Origin of the sequence: Amycolatopsis thermoflava N1165 (assembly GCF_000473265.1) — a bacterium.
Lineage (GTDB): Bacteria > Actinomycetota > Actinomycetes > Mycobacteriales > Pseudonocardiaceae > Amycolatopsis_E > Amycolatopsis_E thermoflava.
Map to the genome: position 1 here is coordinate 7,920,537 of NZ_KI421511.1, position 21,110 is coordinate 7,941,646.

25 protein-coding genes are annotated in these 21,110 nt (G+C 72.5%); 15 read left to right on the top strand and 10 right to left on the bottom strand.

The window, feature by feature from the left end; translation table 11 throughout:
• Window positions 1-105: 105 nt before the first annotated feature.
• Window positions 106-2,100, bottom strand: coding sequence for a Stk1 family PASTA domain-containing Ser/Thr kinase (pknB, locus tag AMYTH_RS0139425; protein WP_027934848.1), 1,995 nt, complete (start codon window positions 2,098-2,100; stop codon window positions 106-108).
• Window positions 2,101-2,225: 125 nt separating this feature from the next.
• Here pknB and AMYTH_RS0139430 point away from each other — a divergent pair, with 125 nt between their 5' ends.
• Window positions 2,226-2,594, top strand: a complete 369-nt coding sequence (locus tag AMYTH_RS0139430) for an Rv2175c family DNA-binding protein (protein WP_017983985.1) — start codon at window positions 2,226-2,228, stop codon at window positions 2,592-2,594.
• Window positions 2,595-2,639: 45 nt separating this feature from the next.
• Here AMYTH_RS0139430 and AMYTH_RS0139435 read toward each other — a convergent pair whose 3' ends face one another.
• Entirely contained in the window at window positions 2,640-3,425 is a 786-nt protein-coding gene (locus AMYTH_RS0139435) for an LLM class F420-dependent oxidoreductase (protein ID WP_027934849.1), read from the bottom strand.
• A 109-nt stretch (window positions 3,426-3,534) separates the two neighbouring features.
• Window positions 3,535-4,605 carry a polyprenyl synthetase family protein gene (locus tag AMYTH_RS0139440; RefSeq protein ID WP_027934850.1) on the bottom strand — a complete coding sequence of 357 codons (1,071 nt, stop codon included), beginning with the start codon at window positions 4,603-4,605 and terminating at the stop codon, window positions 3,535-3,537.
• Between the two features lie 78 nt (window positions 4,606-4,683).
• Here AMYTH_RS0139440 and AMYTH_RS0139445 point away from each other — a divergent pair, with 78 nt between their 5' ends.
• A complete protein-coding gene (locus AMYTH_RS0139445) occupies window positions 4,684-5,478 on the top strand; it encodes a PIG-L family deacetylase (RefSeq protein WP_027934851.1) in 795 nt (264 codons plus the stop codon).
• Here the strand turns inward: AMYTH_RS0139445 and AMYTH_RS0139450 are convergent.
• On the bottom strand, window positions 5,475-5,912 hold the full coding sequence (locus AMYTH_RS0139450; protein WP_027934852.1) for a VOC family protein: 438 nt from the start codon (window positions 5,910-5,912) through the stop codon (window positions 5,475-5,477). The genes AMYTH_RS0139445 and AMYTH_RS0139450 overlap by 4 nt on opposite strands.
• A 9-nt stretch (window positions 5,913-5,921) precedes the next feature.
• Here AMYTH_RS0139450 and AMYTH_RS0139455 point away from each other — a divergent pair, with 9 nt between their 5' ends.
• Entirely contained in the window at window positions 5,922-6,674 is a 753-nt protein-coding gene (locus tag AMYTH_RS0139455; RefSeq protein ID WP_027934853.1) for a helix-turn-helix domain-containing protein, read from the top strand.
• Between the two features lie 40 nt (window positions 6,675-6,714).
• On the opposite strand, the gene AMYTH_RS0139460 is transcribed toward AMYTH_RS0139455, so the two are convergent.
• A complete protein-coding gene (locus AMYTH_RS0139460) occupies window positions 6,715-7,272 on the bottom strand; it encodes a helix-turn-helix domain-containing protein (protein WP_027934854.1) in 558 nt (185 codons plus the stop codon).
• 70 nt (window positions 7,273-7,342) lie between these two features.
• Between AMYTH_RS0139460 and AMYTH_RS0139465 the strand changes: the two genes are divergently transcribed.
• Window positions 7,343-8,005 carry an AzlC family ABC transporter permease gene (locus AMYTH_RS0139465; protein WP_027934855.1) on the top strand — a complete coding sequence of 221 codons (663 nt, stop codon included), beginning with the start codon at window positions 7,343-7,345 and terminating at the stop codon, window positions 8,003-8,005.
• Window positions 8,002-8,313, top strand: a complete 312-nt coding sequence (locus tag AMYTH_RS0139470) for an AzlD domain-containing protein (protein ID WP_027934856.1) — start codon at window positions 8,002-8,004, stop codon at window positions 8,311-8,313. Before AMYTH_RS0139465 ends, AMYTH_RS0139470 begins: the two co-directional genes overlap by 4 nt.
• On the opposite strand, the gene AMYTH_RS0139475 is transcribed toward AMYTH_RS0139470, so the two are convergent.
• Window positions 8,310-9,062: a group II truncated hemoglobin gene (locus AMYTH_RS0139475; RefSeq protein WP_027934857.1), complete on the bottom strand. Its 753-nt coding sequence runs from the start codon at window positions 9,060-9,062 to the stop codon at window positions 8,310-8,312. The two genes, AMYTH_RS0139470 and AMYTH_RS0139475, sit on opposite strands and share 4 nt — an antisense overlap.
• A 53-nt stretch (window positions 9,063-9,115) precedes the next feature.
• On the opposite strand from AMYTH_RS0139475, the gene AMYTH_RS0139480 reads away from it, so the two are divergent.
• Complete coding sequence (locus tag AMYTH_RS0139480) at window positions 9,116-9,463, top strand: winged helix-turn-helix transcriptional regulator (RefSeq protein ID WP_027934858.1); 348 nt, start codon at window positions 9,116-9,118, stop codon at window positions 9,461-9,463.
• 22 nt (window positions 9,464-9,485) lie between these two features.
• Here AMYTH_RS0139480 and AMYTH_RS0139485 read toward each other — a convergent pair whose 3' ends face one another.
• Window positions 9,486-10,340, bottom strand: coding sequence for a LysR family transcriptional regulator (locus tag AMYTH_RS0139485; protein WP_027934859.1), 855 nt, complete (start codon window positions 10,338-10,340; stop codon window positions 9,486-9,488).
• An 84-nt stretch (window positions 10,341-10,424) separates the two neighbouring features.
• Between AMYTH_RS0139485 and AMYTH_RS0139490 the strand changes: the two genes are divergently transcribed.
• The 4 genes from AMYTH_RS0139490 to AMYTH_RS0139505 all read left to right on the top strand — a co-directional run bounded on the left by AMYTH_RS0139490 (window position 10,425) and on the right by AMYTH_RS0139505 (window position 15,301).
• Window positions 10,425-11,432, top strand: a complete 1,008-nt coding sequence (locus AMYTH_RS0139490) for a bile acid:sodium symporter family protein (RefSeq protein ID WP_027934860.1) — start codon at window positions 10,425-10,427, stop codon at window positions 11,430-11,432.
• A gap of 59 nt (window positions 11,433-11,491) precedes the next feature.
• On the top strand, window positions 11,492-12,376 hold the full coding sequence (locus tag AMYTH_RS0139495) for a methylenetetrahydrofolate reductase (protein ID WP_017983972.1): 885 nt from the start codon (window positions 11,492-11,494) through the stop codon (window positions 12,374-12,376).
• A gap of 31 nt (window positions 12,377-12,407) precedes the next feature.
• Window positions 12,408-14,069 (top strand): DUF885 domain-containing protein, encoded by a 1,662-nt coding sequence (locus tag AMYTH_RS0139500; RefSeq protein ID WP_027934861.1) that lies wholly within the window; start codon window positions 12,408-12,410, stop codon window positions 14,067-14,069.
• A 338-nt stretch (window positions 14,070-14,407) separates the two neighbouring features.
• A complete protein-coding gene (locus tag AMYTH_RS0139505) occupies window positions 14,408-15,301 on the top strand; it encodes a DMT family transporter (protein ID WP_027934862.1) in 894 nt (297 codons plus the stop codon).
• Here AMYTH_RS0139505 and AMYTH_RS0139510 read toward each other — a convergent pair.
• Together AMYTH_RS0139510 and AMYTH_RS0139515 are read right to left on the bottom strand one after the other, a co-directional pair.
• Window positions 15,286-15,855: a GNAT family N-acetyltransferase gene (locus AMYTH_RS0139510; RefSeq protein ID WP_027934863.1), complete on the bottom strand. Its 570-nt coding sequence runs from the start codon at window positions 15,853-15,855 to the stop codon at window positions 15,286-15,288. The genes AMYTH_RS0139505 and AMYTH_RS0139510 overlap by 16 nt on opposite strands.
• A complete protein-coding gene (locus tag AMYTH_RS0139515; protein WP_027934864.1) occupies window positions 15,852-16,352 on the bottom strand; it encodes a YbaK/EbsC family protein in 501 nt (166 codons plus the stop codon). Before AMYTH_RS0139515 ends, AMYTH_RS0139510 begins: the two co-directional genes overlap by 4 nt.
• A gap of 170 nt (window positions 16,353-16,522) precedes the next feature.
• On the opposite strand from AMYTH_RS0139515, the gene AMYTH_RS0139520 reads away from it, so the two are divergent.
• Window positions 16,523-17,107 (top strand): DUF5134 domain-containing protein, encoded by a 585-nt coding sequence (locus AMYTH_RS0139520; protein ID WP_027934865.1) that lies wholly within the window; start codon window positions 16,523-16,525, stop codon window positions 17,105-17,107.
• A 43-nt stretch (window positions 17,108-17,150) separates the two neighbouring features.
• Complete coding sequence (locus AMYTH_RS0139525) at window positions 17,151-18,053, top strand: DUF2268 domain-containing protein (protein WP_027934866.1); 903 nt, start codon at window positions 17,151-17,153, stop codon at window positions 18,051-18,053.
• Here AMYTH_RS0139525 and AMYTH_RS0139530 read toward each other — a convergent pair.
• Window positions 18,022-18,570, bottom strand: coding sequence for a copper resistance CopC family protein (locus AMYTH_RS0139530; RefSeq protein WP_027934867.1), 549 nt, complete (start codon window positions 18,568-18,570; stop codon window positions 18,022-18,024). The two genes, AMYTH_RS0139525 and AMYTH_RS0139530, sit on opposite strands and share 32 nt — an antisense overlap.
• A 421-nt stretch (window positions 18,571-18,991) precedes the next feature.
• Here AMYTH_RS0139530 and AMYTH_RS0139535 point away from each other — a divergent pair, with 421 nt between their 5' ends.
• The 3 genes from AMYTH_RS0139535 to AMYTH_RS0139545 are packed head-to-tail and all read left to right on the top strand — an operon-like array spanning window position 18,992 to window position 21,037.
• A complete protein-coding gene (locus AMYTH_RS0139535; RefSeq protein WP_027934868.1) occupies window positions 18,992-19,504 on the top strand; it encodes an SAV_6107 family HEPN domain-containing protein in 513 nt (170 codons plus the stop codon).
• Window positions 19,501-20,265, top strand: a complete 765-nt coding sequence (locus tag AMYTH_RS0139540) for a maleylpyruvate isomerase family mycothiol-dependent enzyme (RefSeq protein ID WP_027934869.1) — start codon at window positions 19,501-19,503, stop codon at window positions 20,263-20,265. Before AMYTH_RS0139535 ends, AMYTH_RS0139540 begins: the two co-directional genes overlap by 4 nt.
• A 43-nt stretch (window positions 20,266-20,308) precedes the next feature.
• A complete protein-coding gene (locus AMYTH_RS0139545; protein WP_027934870.1) occupies window positions 20,309-21,037 on the top strand; it encodes a VOC family protein in 729 nt (242 codons plus the stop codon).
• The last annotated feature ends 73 nt before the right edge of the window (window positions 21,038-21,110 follow it).

Consider the following 21,110-nt stretch of genomic DNA (forward strand, 5'->3'; position numbering starts at 1 on the left):
GAAACGGTAGTCCATTTGTTTCGGCAGCGCTAACGGCTCCCAATTCTCACTCGAATGGGGTACTGGTCCTTTGTGGACGTGAAATCGCGTCGATCTCCTTGTCGATCAAGGAAATACTTGCAATTTCACCTTTTTGCCGCGTTCGACGTGCTCGCCGGGCTGGGGATCCTGGCCGACGACGATGGAGAAGTTCCGCGTGCGGCCCTTGACCTCGGCCTGCAGGCCGGCGTCGGTGAGCAGCTGGATCGCGTCCTGCACCGGGCGTCCGAGCACGGACGGGACCTGGACCGCGGTGGAGGTGAACACGCCGACCCGCTTGTCGCCATGGCCGTCGATGGTGGTCCCTGCTGCCGGAGTGGTGCGGGTGACGCTGCCGCTCGGCACGTCCGCGGAGAACTCGGTGCCGGCATCGTAGGGCTCGAATCCGGCCTCCCTCAACCGCTGGAAGGCCTCATTCCGGCTCAACCCGACGACGCTGGGCACCGGCGACGGCGGCGGGCCCTGCGACAGGCCGATCCGCACCGGCGAGCCGATGGTGAGCTGCGTTCCGGGCTTCGGGTCGACCACGAGCACCTTCCCGGCGGGCACCGTACTGCTGTAGGTGTCGATGCTCTCGTCCCGCCGGGGCGTGAGCCCGGCCGCCTTGACGGCCGCCTCCGCCTGCGCCAGCTCGGTGCCCGGGCTGATGTCGGGCACCGTCGGCCGGCCCGAGGACAACACCAGGGTGACCGAGCTGCTCTTCTGCACCGACGTCCCGGCCTGCGGATCGCTGCCGATCGCCTTACCCGCCGCGACGGTGTCGCTGAACTGGCGGGTCACGGTCACCGACAGGCCGGCGTCGTGCAGCGTCTTCTCCGCCGTGGCCTGGTCCAGGCCGGCCACCGGCGGGATCGCGATCGAGTCGGCGGCGTCCTCGCCGACGCTGAACCACCACACCCCGGCGCCGACCAGCGCCACCACCAGCGTGGCGATGACCGCCCACAGCACGACCGGGCGGCGCTGGACGAACGTCTTCAGGTCCTCGCGCGGCGGCGCGGGCGCGGGCGGCGGCACGGGCGCGGCCTGCGGGCGGACCATCGCGCGGGTGCCGCGCGGGCCTGCGATCGGGTCCGTGGTCGCGACCGGCGAGAACGCGGGCACGGTCTTCTCCGGGTCCACCGACGGGGCGGGCGCGGCAGGCGGGGCGGGCACCTCCTTCGGCGGCAGCACCGGGATCGGCGCGGGCGCGATGCCCAGCGCCGCCCGCACGCGGCGCAACTCCTGCAGGAACGCGGCGGCGTCGGCCGGCCGCGCTTCCGGGTCGCGCCGCGTGGCGCGCAGCACCAGGTCGTCCAGCACCGCGGGCAGACCGGGTTCGACCGTGCTGGGCGCCGGGACGTCGTCGTTCACGTGCCGGTAGGCAACCGAGATGGCGGTGTCGCCGGTGTAGGGCACCTGGCCGGTGAGCATCTCGTAGAGCACGATGCCCGCCGAGTAGACGTCGCCGCGCTCGCCCGCCATGCCGGTCGTGACCTGCTCGGGCGCCAGGTAGGAGACGGTGCCCAGGATGATGCTCGAACTGGTGGTGCCCGCGCTCGCGACGGCCCGCACGAGGCCGAAGTCGGCGACTTTCACCACCCCGGTCGGCGGGTGGCCGGTGGCGCCGATCAGCACGTTCTCCGGCTTCACGTCGCGGTGCACCAGGCCGGCCTGGTGCGCGGCCGACAACGCGGCGAGCATCTGCTCGGCCACGCTCAGCGCCAGCGGCACGTCGAGCTTGCCCCGCTGGTCCAGCAGATCGCGCAGCGTTCCGCCGTCGACCAGCTCCATCACGAGGAACACGTGCGAGCGGTCGCCTGCCACGTCGACGCCCTGGTCGTGCACCGTGACCACGTTCGGGTGGTGCAGCTTCGCGGCCAGCCGTGCCTCGCGCTCGAAGCGCTCGACGAACGACCGGTCGTCGGCGAAGCGCGGGTCCATGATCTTGATGGCGACCGGACGGTCCAGCCTCGTGTCCGACCCCCGGTAGACGGCCGACATGCCGCCCCGCGCGAGGAGGCCGTCGACCCGGTAACGCCGCTCCAGGAGCGTCCCGGCCAGGCTGGTTTCCGTGCTCGTCACGCGCCCGATCGTACGGACTTTGCCGGAGTCGGTGGAGCCGCCCCGGGACTGCCGTGGTTGAGCTTTCGTTACGCCGTTCGCGCGACATTGCGGACAACCAGGCCTGATGTGGCACCCTGTCTTGCGTGAGTGCGATCCCAGTCGCTGATGACATCCTCGACGCCGACGTGGCCGTGCTGTCGCTGGCGCAAGTGGCGGAGCAGATCGGCCTGTCGGTGAACAAGGTCCGGCAGCTGCTCCGGGACGGTCAGCTGCTCGCCGTGCGGCGCGACGGCGACCTCATGGTCCCGGCCGACTTCTTCGTCGGCGGGCAGCCGGTGAAGGGGCTGACCGGACTGCTGACGGTGCTCGCCGACGCCGGGTTCAGCCGCACCGAGATGCTGCGCTGGCTCTACGAGGCGGACGAGACGCTGCCCGGCAGCACCCCGATCAACGCCCTGCGCACCAACCACGGCACGGAGGTGAAGCGCCGCGCCCAGGCCATGGCGTTCTAGCGAAGAGGCGGGTGCGGAGTCGCACCCGCCTCCGCCCAGCAGGCCTCAGCCGTTCTGGGCGTCGCGCCAGGAGATCCACTTCTTCAGCAGGCCCAGGTCGTAGTCCGGGCCGCCGACGCCGACGGTGAACAGGCTCACGCCCAGCCCCCGCAGCTTCGGGCCCAGCTCGTCCGGCTCGCCCTGCACACCGGTGGAGATCTCGATCTCGCCGGCGTCGCGGCCGACGTCCGCGCAGTGCTGCTTCAGGATCCCGACCTTGCGCTCGACGGTCTCCGGGTCGCCGAAGCCGTGCCAGATGTCGGCGTGCTTCGCGACCAGCTTGAGCGTCTTCTTCTCGCCGCCGCCGCCGATCAGCACCGGGATCTTGCGGGTGGGCGCGGGGTTGAGCTTGCCCAGCCGCGACTCGATGCGCGGCAGCGCCTCGGCCAGGTCGTCCAGCCTGCCGCCCGCGGTGCCGAACTCGTAGCCGTACTCGTCGTAGTCCTTCTCGAACCAGCCGGAGCCGATGCCGAGGATTAGACGGCCGTCGCTGATGTGGTCGACCGTGCGCGCCATGTCGGCGAGCAGCTCGGGGTTGCGGTAGCTGTTGCAGGTGACCAGCGCGCCGATCTCGACCCGCGACGTCGACTCCGCCCAGGCGCCGAGCATGGTCCAGCACTCGAAGTGCATGCCGTCGGGGTCGCCGTACAACGGGTAGAAGTGGTCCCAGTTGAAGATGATGTCGACGCCGAGGTCCTCGGCGGCGGAGGCGGTTTCGCGGATGGTCCGGTAGTCGGCGTGCTGCGGCTGGAGCTGCAGCCCGATCCGGATCGGCCTGGTGGTGTCGGTCATACCGCCAGCCTAGCCACACCCGGGACACCCGCGCAGTGCGGCAGAAGTGCTTGCCGCGCATGGACTTCCACCTGGATCGCACTCCAGGTGGAAGTCCACTGTGTACGACTCAGAAGGTGCGCTGGGTGGCGAGCTCGGCCAGCTCGGCGAGCCGGGTCGCCGCGGGTTCGGCCAGGCGGGCGCGCTCCAGCGCGGCCAGCGCGGTGCCGGTGAGCGCGGTGATCCGCTGCTCGACCGCGTCCACGGCGCCGACCTCGGTCAGCGTCCGGCGCACCCGGTCCACCTCGTCGTCGGCGAGGTCGGCCCCGATCGCGTCGGCGATGAGCTTGTGCTGCTCCGGGTCCTCGGCCAGCTGCAGGCCCAGCGCGACCAGCAGCGTGCGCTTGCCCTCGCGCAGGTCGTCGCCCGCCGGCTTGCCGGTGACCGACGGGTCGCCGAACACGCCGAGCAGGTCGTCCCGCAGCTGGAACGCCACGCCGAGGTCGTCGCCGAACTCGCGCAGCGTCGCGATGCGCTGCTCGTCCGCGCCTGCCAGCGCGGCGCCCAGGTGCAGCGGGCGCTGCACGGTGTAGGCGGCGGTCTTGAGGCGCGACACCCGCAGCGCGGCCTCCGGCGAGGTGTCGCCGGTGGCCTGCGTGCGCACGTCCAGGTACTGGCCGGCGAGCACCTCGGTGCGCATGGCGCGCCACGCCGGGCGCGCGGCGTCGAGGGTCGCGGCGGGCAGCGGGGCGCTGTTGAACATGTCGTCCGCCCAGGCCAGCGCCAGGTCGCCGATCAGGACCGACGCGGCCAGGCCGAACGTCTCGGGTGCGCCGAGCCAGCCGTTCGCCCGGTGCTCGCGGGCGTAGGAGACGTGCACGGTGGGGCGGCCGCGGCGCGAGTCGGAGGAGTCGATGAGGTCGTCGTGGATCAACGCGCACGCCTGAACCAGTTCGAGGCTGGCCACGGCCCGCAGCACGCCCTCGGCGTCGGGGCCCTCCGGGTCGCCGCCCGCGCCGCGCCACGCCCACCACGCGAACGTCGGCCGCAGCCGCTTGCCGCCGCCGAGCACGAAACCGGTCAGCGTGTCGACGCCGGAGCCGAACGCCGGCTGGGCCGCCCGGACGGCCGCGCCCGCCTCGGTGAGGAACGCGGCCAGGTGGCGTTCCAGGTGCTGGGGCAGGTCGGCGTCGAAGTCCATGCGCCTATCGTCGACGACATGCCCAAGGCGCGCTTGGCGGGGTGGCCGCGATGTGATCGGCGCCCGTAGGCTCGGTTCGTGGCGACCTTGGTGACGTTTCACGCCCATCCCGACGACGAGTGCATCGCCTGCGGCGGGATCATGCGCAAGGCCTTCGAGGAGGGGCACCGGGTCGTGCTCGTCGTCGCGACCCGTGGCGAGCACGGCGAGGTCCCGCCGGGCTTCCTCGCCGACGACGAGCCGCTGTGGCGGCGCCGGGTCGAGGAGACCAGGGCGGCGGCCGAGATCCTCGGCGCGAAACGGCTGGAGTTCCTCGGCTACACCGATTCCGGGATGATGGGCACGCCGGAGAACGACCTGCCCGGCTCGTTCTGGCGGGCGCCGGTGGAGGAGGCGGCGGCGAAGCTCGCCGCGATCCTGCGCGAGGAGCGGGCGGACGTGCTGACCGTCTACGACGACAACGGCACCTACGGCCACCCGGACCACATCCAGGTGCACCGCGTCGGGATGCGCGCGGCCGAGCTCGCCGGCACGCCACGGGTGTACCAGAGCACGGTCAACACCGACCACATGCGGGCCGGCCTGGCGGAGTTCGCCGCGCGGGCCGCCGAGTCCGGCATCAAGATCCCCGGGGTCGAAAATCTCGGCGAGCTGGGCAAGCCGGCCGCGGAGATCACCGCCGCGGTCGACGTGCGGCCGTGGCTGAACGTCAAGCGCGCGGCGATGCGCGCGCACGCCAGCCAGATCAGCGAGCAGTCCCTGTTCCTGGCGATGCCCGAGGACGCGTTCACCCACGCCTTCGGCACCGAGTGGTTCATCCGCGCGGGCCAGGGGCCGGGCATCACCGAGACCGACCTGATGGCGGGGCTCTAGGACTCCACCAGGCCGAGCCGCACCCGGCCGTCCGGGTCGACCGACCACGCCGGGTTGTGCGCGACCTCCCAGATCAGCCCGTTCGGGTCGCGGAAGTGGCCGTGGTAGCCGCCGAACGCGGCCTGCTGGCCGGCCTTCACGATCTCCGCGCCGGCCCCGGCGGCCTTCGCGAGGCAGCGGTCGACCTCGTCCGGGCTGCCCACGTTGTGCGACAACGTCAGCCCGGCCGGCCCGGTGATGTCGGTGCTGTTCATGTCGGCGGCGAACTTCACCGCGTCGAACAGCCCGAGCGTGACGCCGGGGGCGATCTGGAAGAACAGGATTTCGCCCGGCACGTCCAGCAACGGCTGCCAGCCCAGCCCGGTCACGTAGAACGCCCTGGCGGCGTCGGTGTCCCGGGTCGCCACCGTGATGAAGTGCACGCCTTGTTCCATACTCGGAGCATGGCAGCCGCGCCCGGGGACGGCTTGAACGAAACGGACACCTACCGCGAACAGGTGGGTTCCGGCGTCGTGCGCTGCTGGTGGGCGCAGCGGGCGCCGGGCGAGTACGTGCAGCGGGTGGTGCCGGACGCGGCGGCGGACGTGATCGTGGCGTCGACCGGCGCGGCCTGCCTGGTGGGGCCCACGCTGGCGCCCGCGTTGCACCAGTTGCCACCCGGCGCGGAGCTGCGCGGGCTGCGGCTGCGGACCGAGGCGATCGCGGCGGTGCTGGGCCTGCCGGGCCACGAGGTGCGGGACGCGGTGGTGCCGTTGGGCGCGGTGCTGCCGGACGCGGCCGCCCGGACGGTCGCGGAATCGGTGTGGCGCGGCGCTTTCCCGTCGGCGCTGCGTCCGCGGCCGGGTGATCCGCGGGTGCGGCACGCGGTGAGCCGGATCTGGCGGGGCGCGCCGCTGGACTCGGTGGCGGACGAGGTGTCGCTGACGGGCCGCCAGTTGCGCCGGCTGTTCACCGAGCACGTCGGCCTCGGGCCCAAGGCGCTGCAGCGGATCGTGCGGTTCCAGCGTTTCCTGCGCAGCGCGGACGCCGTGCGCCCGTCGTCGCTGGCGGACTCCGCGGCGGCCGCCGGCTACGCCGACCAGGCCCACCTGACGCGCGAGACGCGTGACCTGGCCGGGGTGACGCCCACGGTGCTGATCCGGGAACGCCACGGCCTGGCGACGCCGGACGCCGCGGGCGCGGTGGCCGTCTTCTGACGCAGCGGGAGGAGCCGCTCGTCCGTCGTCGAACCGGGCACTACGTGTGCTCGGAGACCAGCACCGCGCGGGTGCCCGGCTCCAGGGCCTGGAAGATGTGCTCCACGTCGCCCGGGTAGGCGATGTAGTCGCCGGGGGCGAGTTCCACCGGCTCGTCCACCAGGCCGACCAGGGCCCGGCCCGAGCTGAGTACCACGTGCTCCACCACGCCGGGCATGTGCGGGTCGGAGCGGCGCGGCGTGCCCGGCTCGGCCGCGATGCGGAAGATGTCGCGACGCGCGTTCGGCGGGCAGGACGCCACGAGTGTCGCCACGTAGTCCGAGCGCTCCGAGTAGAACGTGGGCCCCTCGTCGGCGCGGATGACCTGCACCTGCGGCCGCACCGGCTCGACCAGCCGCGCGAACGGCACGTCGAGCACCACGCTGAGCGCCCACAGCGTCTCCACGCTCGGGTTGCCGCTGCCGGATTCCAGCTGGGACAACGTCGACTTGGCGATGCCCGCCCGCTTGGCGACCTCGCTCAGGGACAGCCCGGTGCGGGCGCGTTCCCGTCGCAGGGAGGCTGCGATGACGTCCAGTGGTGCGCCGCGCTCGGCCATGCGTGTTCGCTCCAGAAGTCCGGTTGTTCGCCTTGACGAACGCATCGGTCGGTGTTCAGTATGGAAGGTGATGCGTACGATATACCGAACACTCGACCGTCGCCTGCTGCGCGACGTCGCCCTGGTGGCGCTGGCCGACGGGGTCGTCGGCGTCTCCTACGGCGCCATCAGCACCGGCTCCGGCTTCGGCGCGTGGCTGCCGGTGGTGATGTCGCTGGTGGTGTTCGCAGGCGCGGCCCAGTTCCTCTTCGTCGGGCTGGTGGCCGCGGGCGGCAGCCCGTTCGCGGCGGCGGTCGCCGGGCTGCTGGTCAACAGCAGGCACCTGCCGTTCGGCATGGCGGTCAGCGAGGTGCTCGGCCGCCGCGGGCGCATCCTGGGCAGCCACCTGATGACGGACGAGAACGTGGCGTTCGCACTGGCGCAGGAGGACGCCGCACGCCGTCGCGCCGCCTACTGGGCCTGCGGGATCAGCATCTTCGTGTGCTGGAACGTGGGCGTGCTCGCGGGGGCCTTCGCGGGCACGGTCATCGGCGACACCGACGCGTTCGGCCTGGACGCCGCCTTCCCGGCCGTGCTGCTCGCGCTGGTGCTGCCGTCGCTCAAGGACCGCGACACCCGCCACGCGGCGGTGGCCGGCGCGGCGGTCGCGCTCGCGGCCACCCCGTTCCTGCCCGCGGGACTGCCGGTGCTGCTCGCGCTGGCCGGCGTGCTGGTGCTGGTGGTGCGGCGATGACCCTGCTGATCGCGATCGCGGTGCTCGCCGTTGGCACCTTCGCGTTCCGGTTCGCCGGGCCGGTTCTGCAGTCGAGGATCCAGCTCTCGGCCAGGGTGCAGAACCTGATGGCGGTCTCGGCGACGGTCCTGCTGGTCGCCGTCGTGGCGACGGGCGCACTCGCGGAGGGCCACGGCTTCGCCGGGTTCGCCCGCCCGATCGGCGTTGCCGTCGGCGGCGTGCTCGCCTGGCGGAAGGCGCCGTTCCTGGTGGTGGTCGTCGCCGCGGCGGCGGTCACCGCGCTGCTGAGGCTGGCCGGCGTGCCCTAGCCCTGCCAGGGACGCACAGAACCCCAGCCCCAGACCGGCATCGGCTCGTCGACGGCGGGGCGTGCGCCGAGACGCGAGAAGAACACCGCCAGCCGCGTGCCCCACTCCAGGTAGGCGACGAACGCCGACCGGAACTCCGGGTCCGACGGCAGGCCCACCTCGTCCGCGGTCTCCAGCAGGAGGCCGATCCAGCGGCGGCGCTGCTCTTCGGTGATCGCCTTGCCGAGGTGCTTCGACACCATGTGGCGGTGACCGCCGCGGTGCGTGCTGTAGTCCTTCGGGCCGCCGAACACCTCGCCGACCCACTGCGCGACGTGCTTCGCGTGCTCGGGGTCGATGCCGGCGAACAGCGGCGCGAGCAGGTCGTCCGCGGGCACTTTCTGGTAGAACGCGGTGAACAGCTTCTCGAACGCCTCGGCGCCGCCCGCCCACTCGTACAGGCTCGGCAGGGGACTGCCGATGTCGACGGGTTCGTAGTGGCGCATTTCCTCGATGGCGTCGACGAAGCCGCGGACCTCGGCGAAGAAGGGCGGGAAGTGCGGGCCCTTCCGGAAACCGGTCAGGTGCGCGTCGGCGGAGGTCCAGGTGAGCCGGACGACGTAGCACTCCGGTTCGTCCACGCAGCGGGTCATCTCGAAGTCGTGGCACTCGGGAGCGGCGGCCAGATGCGCGGAGGCGCGCCGGTAGGCGTCCTCGAACTCCGCGCCCTGCCCGGCGGGAATCCGGTAGCGGATGTATTCGGTGAGCACCGGTCAAGTCGAGCACCTGTGCCGTGGCCCGGCAAGTACGTACTTTGTGGTGCGTGAACACGACACGCACGCGCTACCACTGCCCGGTCGAACTCGCCGTCGACGTCATCGGCGGCAAGTGGGCCGTGGTCGTGCTGGCGTACTTGAAGGAGCGCGACCACCGGTACGGCGAGCTGCGCAGGCGCATGCCGGGCATCAGCGAGAAGGTGCTGACGACGCGGTTGCGGGAGCTGGAGGCGGCCGGGCTGGTGGAGAGGTCCGTGCAGGACGGCGCGATCCGGTCCGTCACCTACCGCCTGTCCGCGGAGGGCGCGGAGCTGGCCCCGGCGCTGCAGATCCTGCACGACTGGGGACAGCGCCGGGCGCAGCGGGAGGGGGTGCGCATCGAACCGGCCGGGTAGCGGCGGCTCCGGAAGTCCGGGCTTAACCGTGCAGCCGGCTCGCCTCCGCGCGGATCGCTTCCGACAGGGCCGCGGTGGGGCCCCGTGGCGTGGCCGACCGGGTGGTCAGCAGGAACTGCACCTCGCCCGGGTCGGGCAGTCCGTGGCCGGCCGGGAGTTCCGCCAGTCCGGCCGGGATCAGGCTCCGGGCGAACACCACGACGCCGAGGCCGGCGAGCGCCGCCGCGCGCAGGCCGTTCAGGCTGCCGCTCGTGCAGACGATCCGCCACGGCTTTCCGTTGTCCTGCAACGACTCCAGCGCCCTGGCGCGGGTGATGCTCGGCGGCGGGTAGGCGATCAGCGGCACCGGCGCGCCGGGCTCCAGCTCGAACCCCTCGCGCCCCACCCACACCAGCGGGTCCGTCCACAACGGACTTCCCGTCTCGTCGCCCGCGCGCCGCTTGCCCAGCACCAGGTCCAGCTCGCCCGCGCGCAGCTTCTCGTGCAGCACACCGGACAGATCCACGGTCAGTTCGAGGTCGACCAGCGGGTGCAGCCGCCGGAACTCGCGCAGGATCTCCGGCAAGGGCCCGACCACGAAGTCCTCCGACGCGCCGAACCGCACCCGGCCGCGCAACTCCGGCCCGGCGAAGTAGGCCAGCGCCCGCTCGATGTCCTCCAGGATCGTCCCGGCGAACCCGATCATCGCCTCGCCGTCCGGCGTCAGCGACACCGAATGCGTGTCGCGCAGCAGGAGTTGCTGCGAGGTCGCCTCTTCGAGCTTGCGCACGTGCTGGCTCACCGTCGACTGCCGCAGCCCGAGCCGCTGCCCGGCGCGCGTGAAGCTGCGGGTCTCGGCCACCGTCAGGAACGTCCGCAACCACACGGGATCGAGCACACCGGCCTCCATCGCGAATCGCGATAGCAGTTATGCCCTTCATCATACTTCACAATCGGCGCAGCACGGCGGACCATCAGGAGCGTGAAAAGTCCCGCCGCGCTCCTCGCCAAGCTCCGCATCGACCCGTTCATCATCGGCATCCTCGCCGCGGTCGGGATCGCCTGCCTGGTGCCGGCGCGCGGCCAGGGCGCGGAGATCGCGTCCTGGGTCACCTCGATCGGCGTCGGCGCGTTGTTCTTCCTCTACGGCGCGCGCCTGTCCACCGCAGAGGCCGTGGCCGGCTTCAAGCACTGGCGGTTGCACCTGGTGATCCTGGCCACGACGTTCGTGGTGTTCCCGCTGCTCGGCCTGACCACGAAGCTGCTCGTGCCGTCCGTGCTGACCCCCGCGCTGGCCGCCGGCGTGATCTTCCTGTGCACGCTGCCCTCGACGGTCAACTCCTCGATCGCGTTCACCTCGATCGCCAAGGGCAACGTGGCCGCCGCCATCTGCGCCGCGTCGTTCTCCAGCCTGCTGGGCATCGTCGTCACGCCGCTGCTGGTCGGCCTGCTGCTGCACAGCACCGGCAACGGCTTCTCGCTCGACGCGGTCACCTCGATCGTGCTGCAGCTGCTCGTGCCGTTCGTCGCCGGGCAGATCGCGCGCCGCTGGATCGGCGGGTTCCTCACGCGTCACAAGAAGGTCCTCGGCCGCGCCGACCGCACCGTGATCCTGATGGTCGTCTACGCGGCGTTCAGCGAGGGCGTCGTGGCCGGGATCTGGCACCAGCTGACCCCGCTCGCGCTCGGCGGGCTGGTGGTCGTCAACCTCGCGTTGTTCTACGTCGTGTTCTGGACCCTCAAACTGGTCACGCCGAAGCTGGGCTTCGGCCGCGCGGACCGCGTGGCGATCATCTTCGCCGGGTCGAAGAAGAGCCTCGCCAGCGGACTGCCGATGGCCGCGGTCCTGTTCCCGGCGCAGACGGTCGGCCTGATCGTGCTGCCGCTGATGCTGTTCCACCAGGCCCAGCTCATGATCTGCGCGGTGCTGGCCAGGCGGTGGGGCGCCAAGGCCGATGCGGACCAACCCGCTGCGGCCGCGGTGCGTTAGCCGTTCCCAGGTGGCGGACCTCATTTCCCACCTTTCGGACACCGGTTACCATTGCCCGCATGACGTCGGTGATCGAGCGCCTGCGAGGGGAGTCCCCGGCGTTCTCCATTGAGTTCTTCCCGCCCCGCGACGCGGCCGACGAGGCCGTGCTGTGGCGGTCGATCCGCGAGCTGGAGCCGCTGGACCCCGCCTACATGTCGATCACCTACGGCGCGGGCGGGTCGAGCCGGGACGGCACGATCCGCAGCATCGCGCGGGTGGCGACCGAGACCACGCTGGTGCCGATGGCGCACCTGACCGCGGTGGACCACTCCGTCGCCGAGCTGCGCAACGTCATCGGCTGGTACGCCGCCGTCGGCGTGCGCAACATCCTCGCGCTGCGCGGCGACCCGCCCGGCGACCCGTACGGCGAGTGGGTGCCGCACCCGCAGGGCCTGAGCTACGCCGAGGAGCTGGTCGCGCTCGTCCGCTCGCTGGGCGACTTCTGCGTCGGCGTCTCCGCGTTCCCCTACGGCCACCCGCGCTCGCTCGACCTGGACACCGACACGAAGTACCTGGTGCGCAAGTTCCGCGCGGGCGCCGACTTCGGCATCGCCCAGCTGTTCTTCGAGGCCGAGGACTTCCTGCGGCTGCGCGACCGGGTCGCCGCCGCGGGCTGCGACGCGCTGGTCATCCCCGGTGTGATGCCGCTGACCACGCCGCGCACCCTGCACACCACGATCCGGCTGTCCGGCGCGCCGGCGCCGCAGCGGCTGCTGGACCGGCTCGAACCGCTGGCCGACGACCCGAAGGCGTTCCGCGCCGAGGGCCTGGACGTGGTCACCGAGCTGTGCGAGCGGCTCATCGCCGAAGGCGTGCCGGACCTGCACTTCTACACCTTCAACCGGTCCAAGGCGACCCGCGAGGTCGTCCACCGGCTCGGTCTGGTGCCCGCGCGCGCGTAAACCCGGTTGCCGGATTCGGTAGGTTGCATCCATGGGCGTGCACCAGATCTGTGACCAGTTCGTCGAGGACTTCGCGGCCGCGCACCCCGTCGCGGCGACCGAGATGGGCATCCCGGGCTACGACGACCAGCTCACCGACTACTCGCCGGAGGGCTACGCCGCCCGCGCCGCGCTGGAGCGGCGCGCGCTGGAGGCCGTCACCGCCGCCGAGCCGGCCGACGCGGGTGAGCGCGCGGCCAAGGCCGTGTTCACCGAGCGGATCGGGCTGGACCTGGAGATCCACGACGCCGGCCTGGACGTCGCGTCGCTGAACGTCATCGCGAGCCCGGTGCAGGACCTGCGCATGGTGTTCGACCTCATGCCCACCGACACGCCCGAGCAGTGGGCGACCATCGCGAAGCGCCTGGCGAAGGTTCCAGACGCCGTCGATGGCATCCGCGCGTCCCTGCTCGCCGCCGTCGAAGCCGGCAACGCGCCCGCGCTGCGCCAGGTCACCAAGGTCGCCGAGCAGGCCGAGACGTGGGCCGGGCTGTCCGGGGAGACCGGTTTCTTCCAGAACATGATCGCCGGCGCGCCCGACGGTGCGCCGCGCGCGGACCTCGACCGCGGGGCCCGCGCGGCCCAGGAGGCCTATGCCGAGCTCGCCGGGTTCCTGCGCGCCGAGCTGGCGCCGAAGGCCCGCGCGAAGGACGCCGTCGGCGAGGACGCCTACCGGCTCTGGTCGCGCTACTTCATCGGCGCGAAGCTCGGCCCGCGCGAGTCCTACGAGTGGGGCTGGGCCGAGTTCCTGCGGCTGGAAGCCGAGATGAAGGCCGTCGCCGAGCGCATCGCGCCGGGCGGCACCCTCGCCGACGCGGCCGCCGCGCTCGACGCCAACCCGCGCTACCAGGTGCAGGGCCGGGACGCGTTCCAGCGGTGGATGCAGGAACTGTCCGACACCGCGCTCGCCGACCTGCGCGGCACGCACTTCGACATCCCGGACCCGCTGATGGCCCTGGACTGCCGCATCGCCCCGCCCGGCGGCGGCGCCGGCGCGTACTACACGGGCCCGAACGAGGACTTCACCCGTCCCGGCACCATGTGGTGGTCGCTGCCGCCGGGCCGCGACGAGTTCACCACCTGGCGCGAGGTCAGCACCGTCTACCACGAGGGCGTGCCGGGTCACCACCTGCAGATCGCCACCGCCGTGCACGAGCAGTCGCTCAACCGGTTCCAGCGTCTCCTGGCGTTCACGTCCGGGCACGGCGAGGGCTGGGCGCTCTACGCCGAGCGGCTGATGCAGGACCTCGGCTACCTCGCCGACGACGGCGACCTGCTCGGCATGCTGTCCGAGCAGCTGTTCCGCGCCGCGCGGGTGATCGTCGACTTCGGCATGCACCTGGAGCTGGAGATCCCGTCCGGCACCGGGTTCCACGAGGGCGAGCGGTGGACGCCCGACCTCGGCCTGGAGTTCATGCTGACCCGCACCATCACCGACGAGCCGCTGGTGCGCGACGAGATCAACCGCTACCTCGGCTGGCCCGGCCAGGCCCCCGCGTACAAGCTGGGGGAGCGCCTGTGGATCGAGGCGCGTGAGGAGGCGCGCAAGCGCCAGGGCGACGCGTTCGACCTCAAGGACTTCCACACCAAGGCTCTCCGCCTGGGCGGCATGGGCCTCGACACCCTCCGCGAACAGCTCGCCGAACTCGACTAGGGGAGTTTCAACCATGGCTTGCGTGGCGGTGCGGGTAGCGGCCCCTCCCGCCAGCCCACCACCACCCTCAACGGACGCGCTCCGCGCGCGGCGTCGATTCAAACCCGCGGCGGTGCCGGCTGACGGCCCCACCGCAAGCGGCTCCGCCGCTTAGGAACAACGACTGAAGGATGTGCTGATGCACCGGGTCTTCCTCGTCACCCCGCCGCCCCCGGCCTAGCGGGGCGGTCGCTTCTCGCCGCACTTGTGCGGCGCCACAAGGCACCACGGGTTCGCGTGGTGCCGCATCGCCCCGCGTCCACGGCACTGTCCACACAAGACGCTGGAGCGAATTTCCCATGTCCGTTTCCGTCGAGGCGCCCGCGCGCGCCCGATCGTCGTTGACCCTGCTCGTCGCCGGGGTGCTGTGGGGCACCGGTGGTCTGTCCGGGTCGCTGCTCGCCACCCGCGGTGGTCTCTCCGCGATTTCCGTTGCCACGTACCGGTTGCTGCTCGGCGGCGCCGCGCTCGTGGTGTTCCTGTGGCTCTCCCGCGGCCTGCGCGGGATGGTCTGGACCAAACCGGTGGTCCGCCGGATCGCGCTGGCCGGCGGGCTCCTCGGCTCGTTCCAGGCGGCGTACTTCGCGGCGGTCACGCTGACCTCGGTCGGCACCGCGACGATGGTCACGATCGGCAGCGTGCCGGTCTTCGTCACCGCCGCCACGGCGATCCGCGCCCGCCGCCTGCCCGGCCCGCTGACCCTGGTGTCGGTCGCACTCGGGCTGGCCGGGCTGGCGCTGCTGTCCGCCACCCCCGGCCACGGCGGCTGGCGGCTGCTCGGCGGCGTGGCGTTCGCGCTGGCCGCCGGCGCGGGCTTCAGCGTGCTGACGCTGGCGCTGCGCCGTCCCGTCGAAGGCCTGGACTACCAGCGCACCACCGCGTTCGGGCTGCTCACCGGCGGGTTGCTGCTGCTGCCCGCCGGGCTGGTCCTCGGCATGGCGCTGCCGCTGCGGCTGGACGTCCTCGCGGTCGCGCTGTACTTCGGCGTCGTGCCGACCGGGCTGGGGTACGTGCTGTACTTCCGCGTCCTCGGCGCCGCGCGGCCCGTCGTCGCGGCGCTCGCGACCCTGCTGGAACCCCTCACCGCGGCGATCCTGTCCGCCGTCGTCCTGCACGAGGACCTCGGCGTCCAGGGCTGGTGCGGCGCCGCGCTGCTGGGCGCCGGACTGCTGGTGGGCTACCTGCGGTCCTGAGGCTCCAGCGGCAGGGTGCGGCCGAGGATGGCGAACGGGCGTGGATCACCCGCGAAGTGGTAGTCGCGCAGCGCGTCGACGAAACCCAGGCGCCGGTACAGCTTCCACGCCCGGCTCGGCCCCTCCGGCGTGGACAGCAGGACGTGCCTGCTGTCCACGCCGTCGAGCAGGCGGCGCAGCAGGTCCTCGCCGATCCCGCGGGCCTGGCTCGCCGGTCGGACGTGGATCTCGGTCAGCTCAAAGTAGTCGGCCAGCCACCGCTCGGCGAGCTGCTCGCCGCCGGCGGAGGTCAGCCCGCGCCGCACCTGCTCGTGCCACCACTGGCCGGGCGCGCCCCGGTAGCCGTAGGCGATGCCGAGCATCGTGCCCTCGGCGTCGAACGCGGCGATGCAGCGCCAGCCCTCGCGCAGCGCGTGCGTGAGCCACATCGGGGCGCGCTGCTCGGCCGTGCCCGGCGGGTAGCGCATCGCCTCGACGTAGATGGCGAGCGCTTCCCGCAGCCGGGTGCGGAAATCGTCGGCGGACAGCTGCGTGTAGTGCAGGGACGTGGTCATGACGCGACGTCCGCGGGCCGTCCGCCGGTGACGGCGACGAGGTCGGCGAAGGTGGTCGGGAAGACCGACTTGGCGTGCCCGGCCGCCGCCCACACGGTGTCGTAGGCCTGCAGCGCGGTGTCGACGAGGGTGAGCACCGGGGCCGGGTGCCCGACCGGGGCGACGCCGCCGATGGCCTGCCCGGTGTGCTCCCGTACGAACGCCGGGTCGGCTTTCTCGACCGACTCGGCGCCGACCAGCGCGGCGAGCGTGTCGGTGTTGGCCCGGTGGGCGCCCGAGGTCAGCGACAGCAGCGGGACGGTGCGGTCGGCGAACACCGCGCGGAAGACGAGGCTGTTGGCGATCGCGCCGGTCTCGACGCCGAGGGCCTCGGCGGCCTGCGCGGCCGTGCGCACCTCGGCCGGCAGGATGCGGATGCCGGCAGCGGCGTCGTGCTTGCCCGCCTCGGCGAGCGCGGCAGCGACCTTGGCCACCGCCGGATGGTCCAGGCTGCTCATACCGATATGAGATCACGGGCCGCGACCGGTGGCGACGCGTATCCCCGCCCAGTCGTCCGGAACGGCCCGGGAGTTCCCGGCCGTGGGACTTTTCACGCCCGCCCGGTGAGCGTGTTTTTCCTTGCCTGCCAACGATATCGTGATCCGATCCGCGCGAAAGGTGGCCCCGCATGTTCTCGTCCCCGGCATGGCTCGGCTGGTCGCTGGCCGGCCTGTTCACGGTGCTCGCGGTCTTCTCCCTGATCCAGGTCCTCGCCCTCGCGGCCCGCTCGTGGGCGGCGTGCTGCGACGGGGTGACCGGCGACCGCGAATCCGCGCTCGCGCATTCGGTGATGGCCGTGGCGATGGCGCTGATGTTCGTGCCGTGGGGCAACTCCGTCCCGGCGATCGCCTGGAACGTCGTGTTCGTGGCGGTGGCCGCCTGGTTCGCGGCCACGCTGTTCCGCGCCGCGCCCGGGCTGCCGCGGTGGCGCTCCGCGGCGACGCACCACCTGCTGGGCGCGGTGGCGATGCTGGCGATGGTCAGCGCCATGGGCGGCGCGCCGGCGGCGAGCGGTGACCATGGCGGCCACTCCAGCGCGTCCGCCGGGTTCCTGCTGCCCGCCGTGATGACCTGTCTGGTCGTGTACTTCGCTGCCGACGTCGCCTTGTCCGGGTGGCGTGCGGTGCGGGGCGGGCCGGGCGGCCGCGGCTCCGGCGTCGCGCGGGCCGTCATGGGCGCCGGAATGGCTGTGATGCTCGTGCCGATGCTCTAAACGGGTTGAGTCTCCAGTAGCTGGAGGCTTTAGCGTCGGGCTCATGACGATCACGGTTCTGGACACCTACCCCGCCATGCGGCGGATCCTGCGCGCCCCGCGGGAGGAGCGGGCCGCGCTGCTCGAAGAAATGCTGCGGCCCGCCGCCGGCATGTACCGCTACTTCCCCGGCGAGGTGGACCTCGTCGCGATGCACCGCATGGGCTCGGGTTTCCCGCTCGACCGCGACGAGGACCGGTGCCTGGAGGCGCTGGAGGCGCTGCACGACGCGGACGCGTGGGGCCGGATCGAGGGCGCGCTGCGCGACGCCGTCGCCGTGCAGCTGGAGGCGACCCCGGACCTCGCGGTGCCCGACATCACCGTCCTGATCGTCCTCGGCGACCCCGGCGACGAGCACTTCATGGGCACGAGCCTGGGCATGACGGCCAACGGCAGCGTGTCGGGCTACCTGTTCCTCAACTTCTGGCCGTTCCCGGAGAACCTGGCGCGGCTGGAGGCGACGGCGGTCCACGAGCTGAACCACAACCTCCGCTACTCCAGTGGTGGTGTGGTCTGGAATCCGGCGACGGTCACGGTGGGGGAGCAGGTGGTGTCCGAGGGGCTCGCGGACGCGTTCGCGCGCCAGCTGTACGGCGACGAGCTCGGCTACGCCCGCGTCGGCGTGCCGCACCTGCACGACGACGCGGTGTTCGACAAGGTCGTCTCCGGCCTCGAGGTGAGCGGCATGCAGAACTTCACCGCGTGGGTGCACGGCGACGCGCACGCGATCCGGTACGGCGCCACCCCGGTCGGGCTGCCCACCGGCGCCGGTTACGCCGTGGGCAACCGTCTGGTCGACGCGTACCTGGCCGCGACGGGACGCACCGCGGCACAGGCGCTGCTGGTGGACAGCCGGGAGGTCATCGACACCGCCCTCAGCTCGATGAACGCCGCCCCCGGACGATGACCGCGACGACGGCGGCGACCACGGCCACGGCGATGACGATCCACGCCCAGGCCGGGAAGCCGCCGTCGTCCGACGTCTGGGCCGCCTGCGACGGCGCGGGAGCCGGGGCAGGCGATGAGGGCGCCGCTGAAGACGACGGCGTCGAGGCGGGCGCCGTGAGCGAGAAGTTGATCCGGCCGGTGACCGGGTCGCCATCGGCCGCGACGATCGACCAGGTGAGCACGTAGGCCCCGGCGGGACCGGACGGCTGGACCGGCGCGGTGAGGGTCCGCTCGGTCACCGTCGCGGGGCCGACCGACCACTGCGCGCCGTCCGGTCCGGTGATCCGGATCGGGTCGGCGGGCAGCGTGAACGCGCCGCCGAACTTGAGGCTCACCTGCTGCGGCGCGGCGGACAGCGCCGCGCCTTCGGCCGGGTCGCTGCTCTGCAGCGTGGTGTGGGCCGATGCGGCGGGCGCGGCGGCCAGCAGCACCGTGCCGGCCAGTGCGAGCGCGACGGACAGACGCCGGACGAGCATGGGCGCACCTTCCTGGGGAGTCGGGTGTGGGGAGGCCCCTGGTCCAGGTCGTCCGGGGCCGCGGTGAAGTTCCCGCGGCCCGCAGTCTTCCGCATGCCGGTTTTCCGGAGGTTGTGACACCGGGCAGGTGGGCTGGGCGGCGGACCGGCCCGGCGTGACGTCGTGCAGGTCGCCGGGCTTCCGGCGCGAGTTCCGCGGAATTTTCCTTCTGCCCCGATCGTGTGACCGAACGCGGTTGAGTGCGGCACTCCACGTCATTCGAAGACTTGAACGAACAGGTGTTCGAAGCTACGCTGGAACTCGCTCGAACAAGAGTTCGACATCCGGTGAGCGCTCGCCGGTCAGGCCACCCGGTGCCGGAGCGGGGGAAGCGTTTCGGCACCGGGGGCCGCCACCAGCACGTTGTTCCGAGGGAGGGGCAATGTCCATTGCCGTCGAATCCCACGCCGAGGAGAGGCAGCCGGCGCTGCCGCTACCGGTCCGTCCGCCGGCGGCACCCGCCGCCACGGCCCTGCTCGCCGACGCCCGGCGGGGCCTCGCCGAGGCCCGGCACGCCGCCCAGCCGGCGCCCAGGTTCATCGCGGCGTACCTGGCCGCGCTCCGCGCGGGCGCCGCGGTGCTCGCCGCGAGCGGCCGTCCGCACCGCGGCCGGGCCCGCCCGGCCAGCGTCTGGGTGCTGCTCGAGGCGGCGGCGCCGGAGCTGACCGACTGGACGGCGTACTTCGCCGCGCACTCGGCGGCGCGCGCCGCCGCGCAGGCGGGCAACACCCGCCGGATCACGCCCGAACGGGCCGACGAACTGCTGCGCCAGTCCGCGTTGTTCGTCGAGCTGGCCCGCGACCTCGTGCACGGGCGGACGCCCGTGACGGCGCCGAGCCGGGTACGGCAGTGCGACGCGCCGCCGACCCTGGGGAAGGCGTCCCGAAGGCGATGACCGGGCAAGCACTCGTCGACCACGGCCGTCTGCTGGACGTGCTGGGCGCCGAGGTCGAACGGCTCACCGCGGCGGCGCGGGAGGCGGCGCCGGACACGCCGGTGCCCACCACGCCCGGTCTCACGATCGGCGAGGTGGTCCGGCACCTCGGCGGTGTCTACCGCGTCGCCACGGGCTGGATGACCGAGGGCAGGCGACCCGCGGGCTGGCAGCGGGACCCGGCGGACGGCCAGAGCGGCGAGGAGTACCTGCGGGAGGGGTTCGCGGCCCTGCACCGCGAACTGACCTCGCACGACCCCGCCGAGTACGCGGCGGGCTGGTGGCCCGCCGACCGCACCTACGGGTTCTGGTGCCGCCGGATGGCGCACGAGACCACGGTGCACCGGATCGACGTCCAGAACGCCGCGAACCGGATCGTCACCGAGGTCGACGAAGACGTGGCGATCGACGGCATCGACGAGATCCTGGCGCTGTGGTTCGGGCAGCGGCTGCCGATGCTCGGGCTGTCCGGCACGTTCACCGGATCGGTCGGGATCCGCACCGGCGGCCACGACTGGATCGCCCGCGCGGGGCCTGGTGAAACGGTTGCCTGGCGCTGTTCGGCCGCCGACACCGACCGGGCCAACGGGCTGGTCACCGGTCCGCCGATGGCGGTCTACCAGTGGCTGTGGGGCAGGCTCGGGCACGGGTCGGTCACCTGGGAGCGGAGCGAGGATTCGATCGGGCAGTTCTGGGCGCTGCTGCGCCTGGCGACGAAGTGAAATTCCAGGACGTGGGGAAGCGTTGCTGGATATCGTCCCGGGCATGGCGACACGACTGGACAGCCTCGTGATCGACGCGAACCGGCCCCGGGAGCTGGCGGAGTTCTGGGCACAGCTGCTCGGCTGGACGATCACCTTCGCCGACGACGAGGAGATCGACGTCGAGGCGCCCGGGGACGACGGCCTCCTGCTGGTCTTCGGCACCGTGCCGGAGGCCAAGGACCCGGCCGTGAAGAACCGGGTGCACCTCGACCTCGCCAGCACGTCGCCGTCGGACCAGGCGGCCAAGGTGGACCGGGCCCTGGCCCTGGGTGCGCGCAAGCGCGACATCGGCCAGGGCGCGGTCCCCTGGGAGGTGCTGGCGGATCCGGAGGGCAACGAGTTCTGCGTGCTCGAACCACGGCCCGGCTACACCACGACGGAGGCCATCGCGGCGGTCGTCGTGGACGCCCGCGATCCCTTGTCGCTGGCCGGTTTCTGGGCCGAGGCCGCGGGGTGGCGGATCGGCAACCAGGAGCCGGTGATCGTCGGGCTGCGCGCGCCGACCGGGCGCGGGCCGTGGCTGGAGTTCCTGCGCAGCGACGAGGCGAAGGCCGGCAAGAACCGGCTGCACCTGGACGTCGCGCCGTTCGCGGACGGCGACACCGCGGCCGAGGCGGACCGGCTGTGCGGGCTCGGCGCGCGGCGCATCGACATCGGTCAGGGCGACGTCCCGTGGGACGTGCTGGCGGATCCGGAGGGCAACGAGTTCTGCGTGCTCTCGCCACGCTGAGTGTTTCGGCGCCGTTGCGGCGGCGGCCGGAGCCTGACACGGGTGAAACACACGCGTCCACGGTCGGCAACAA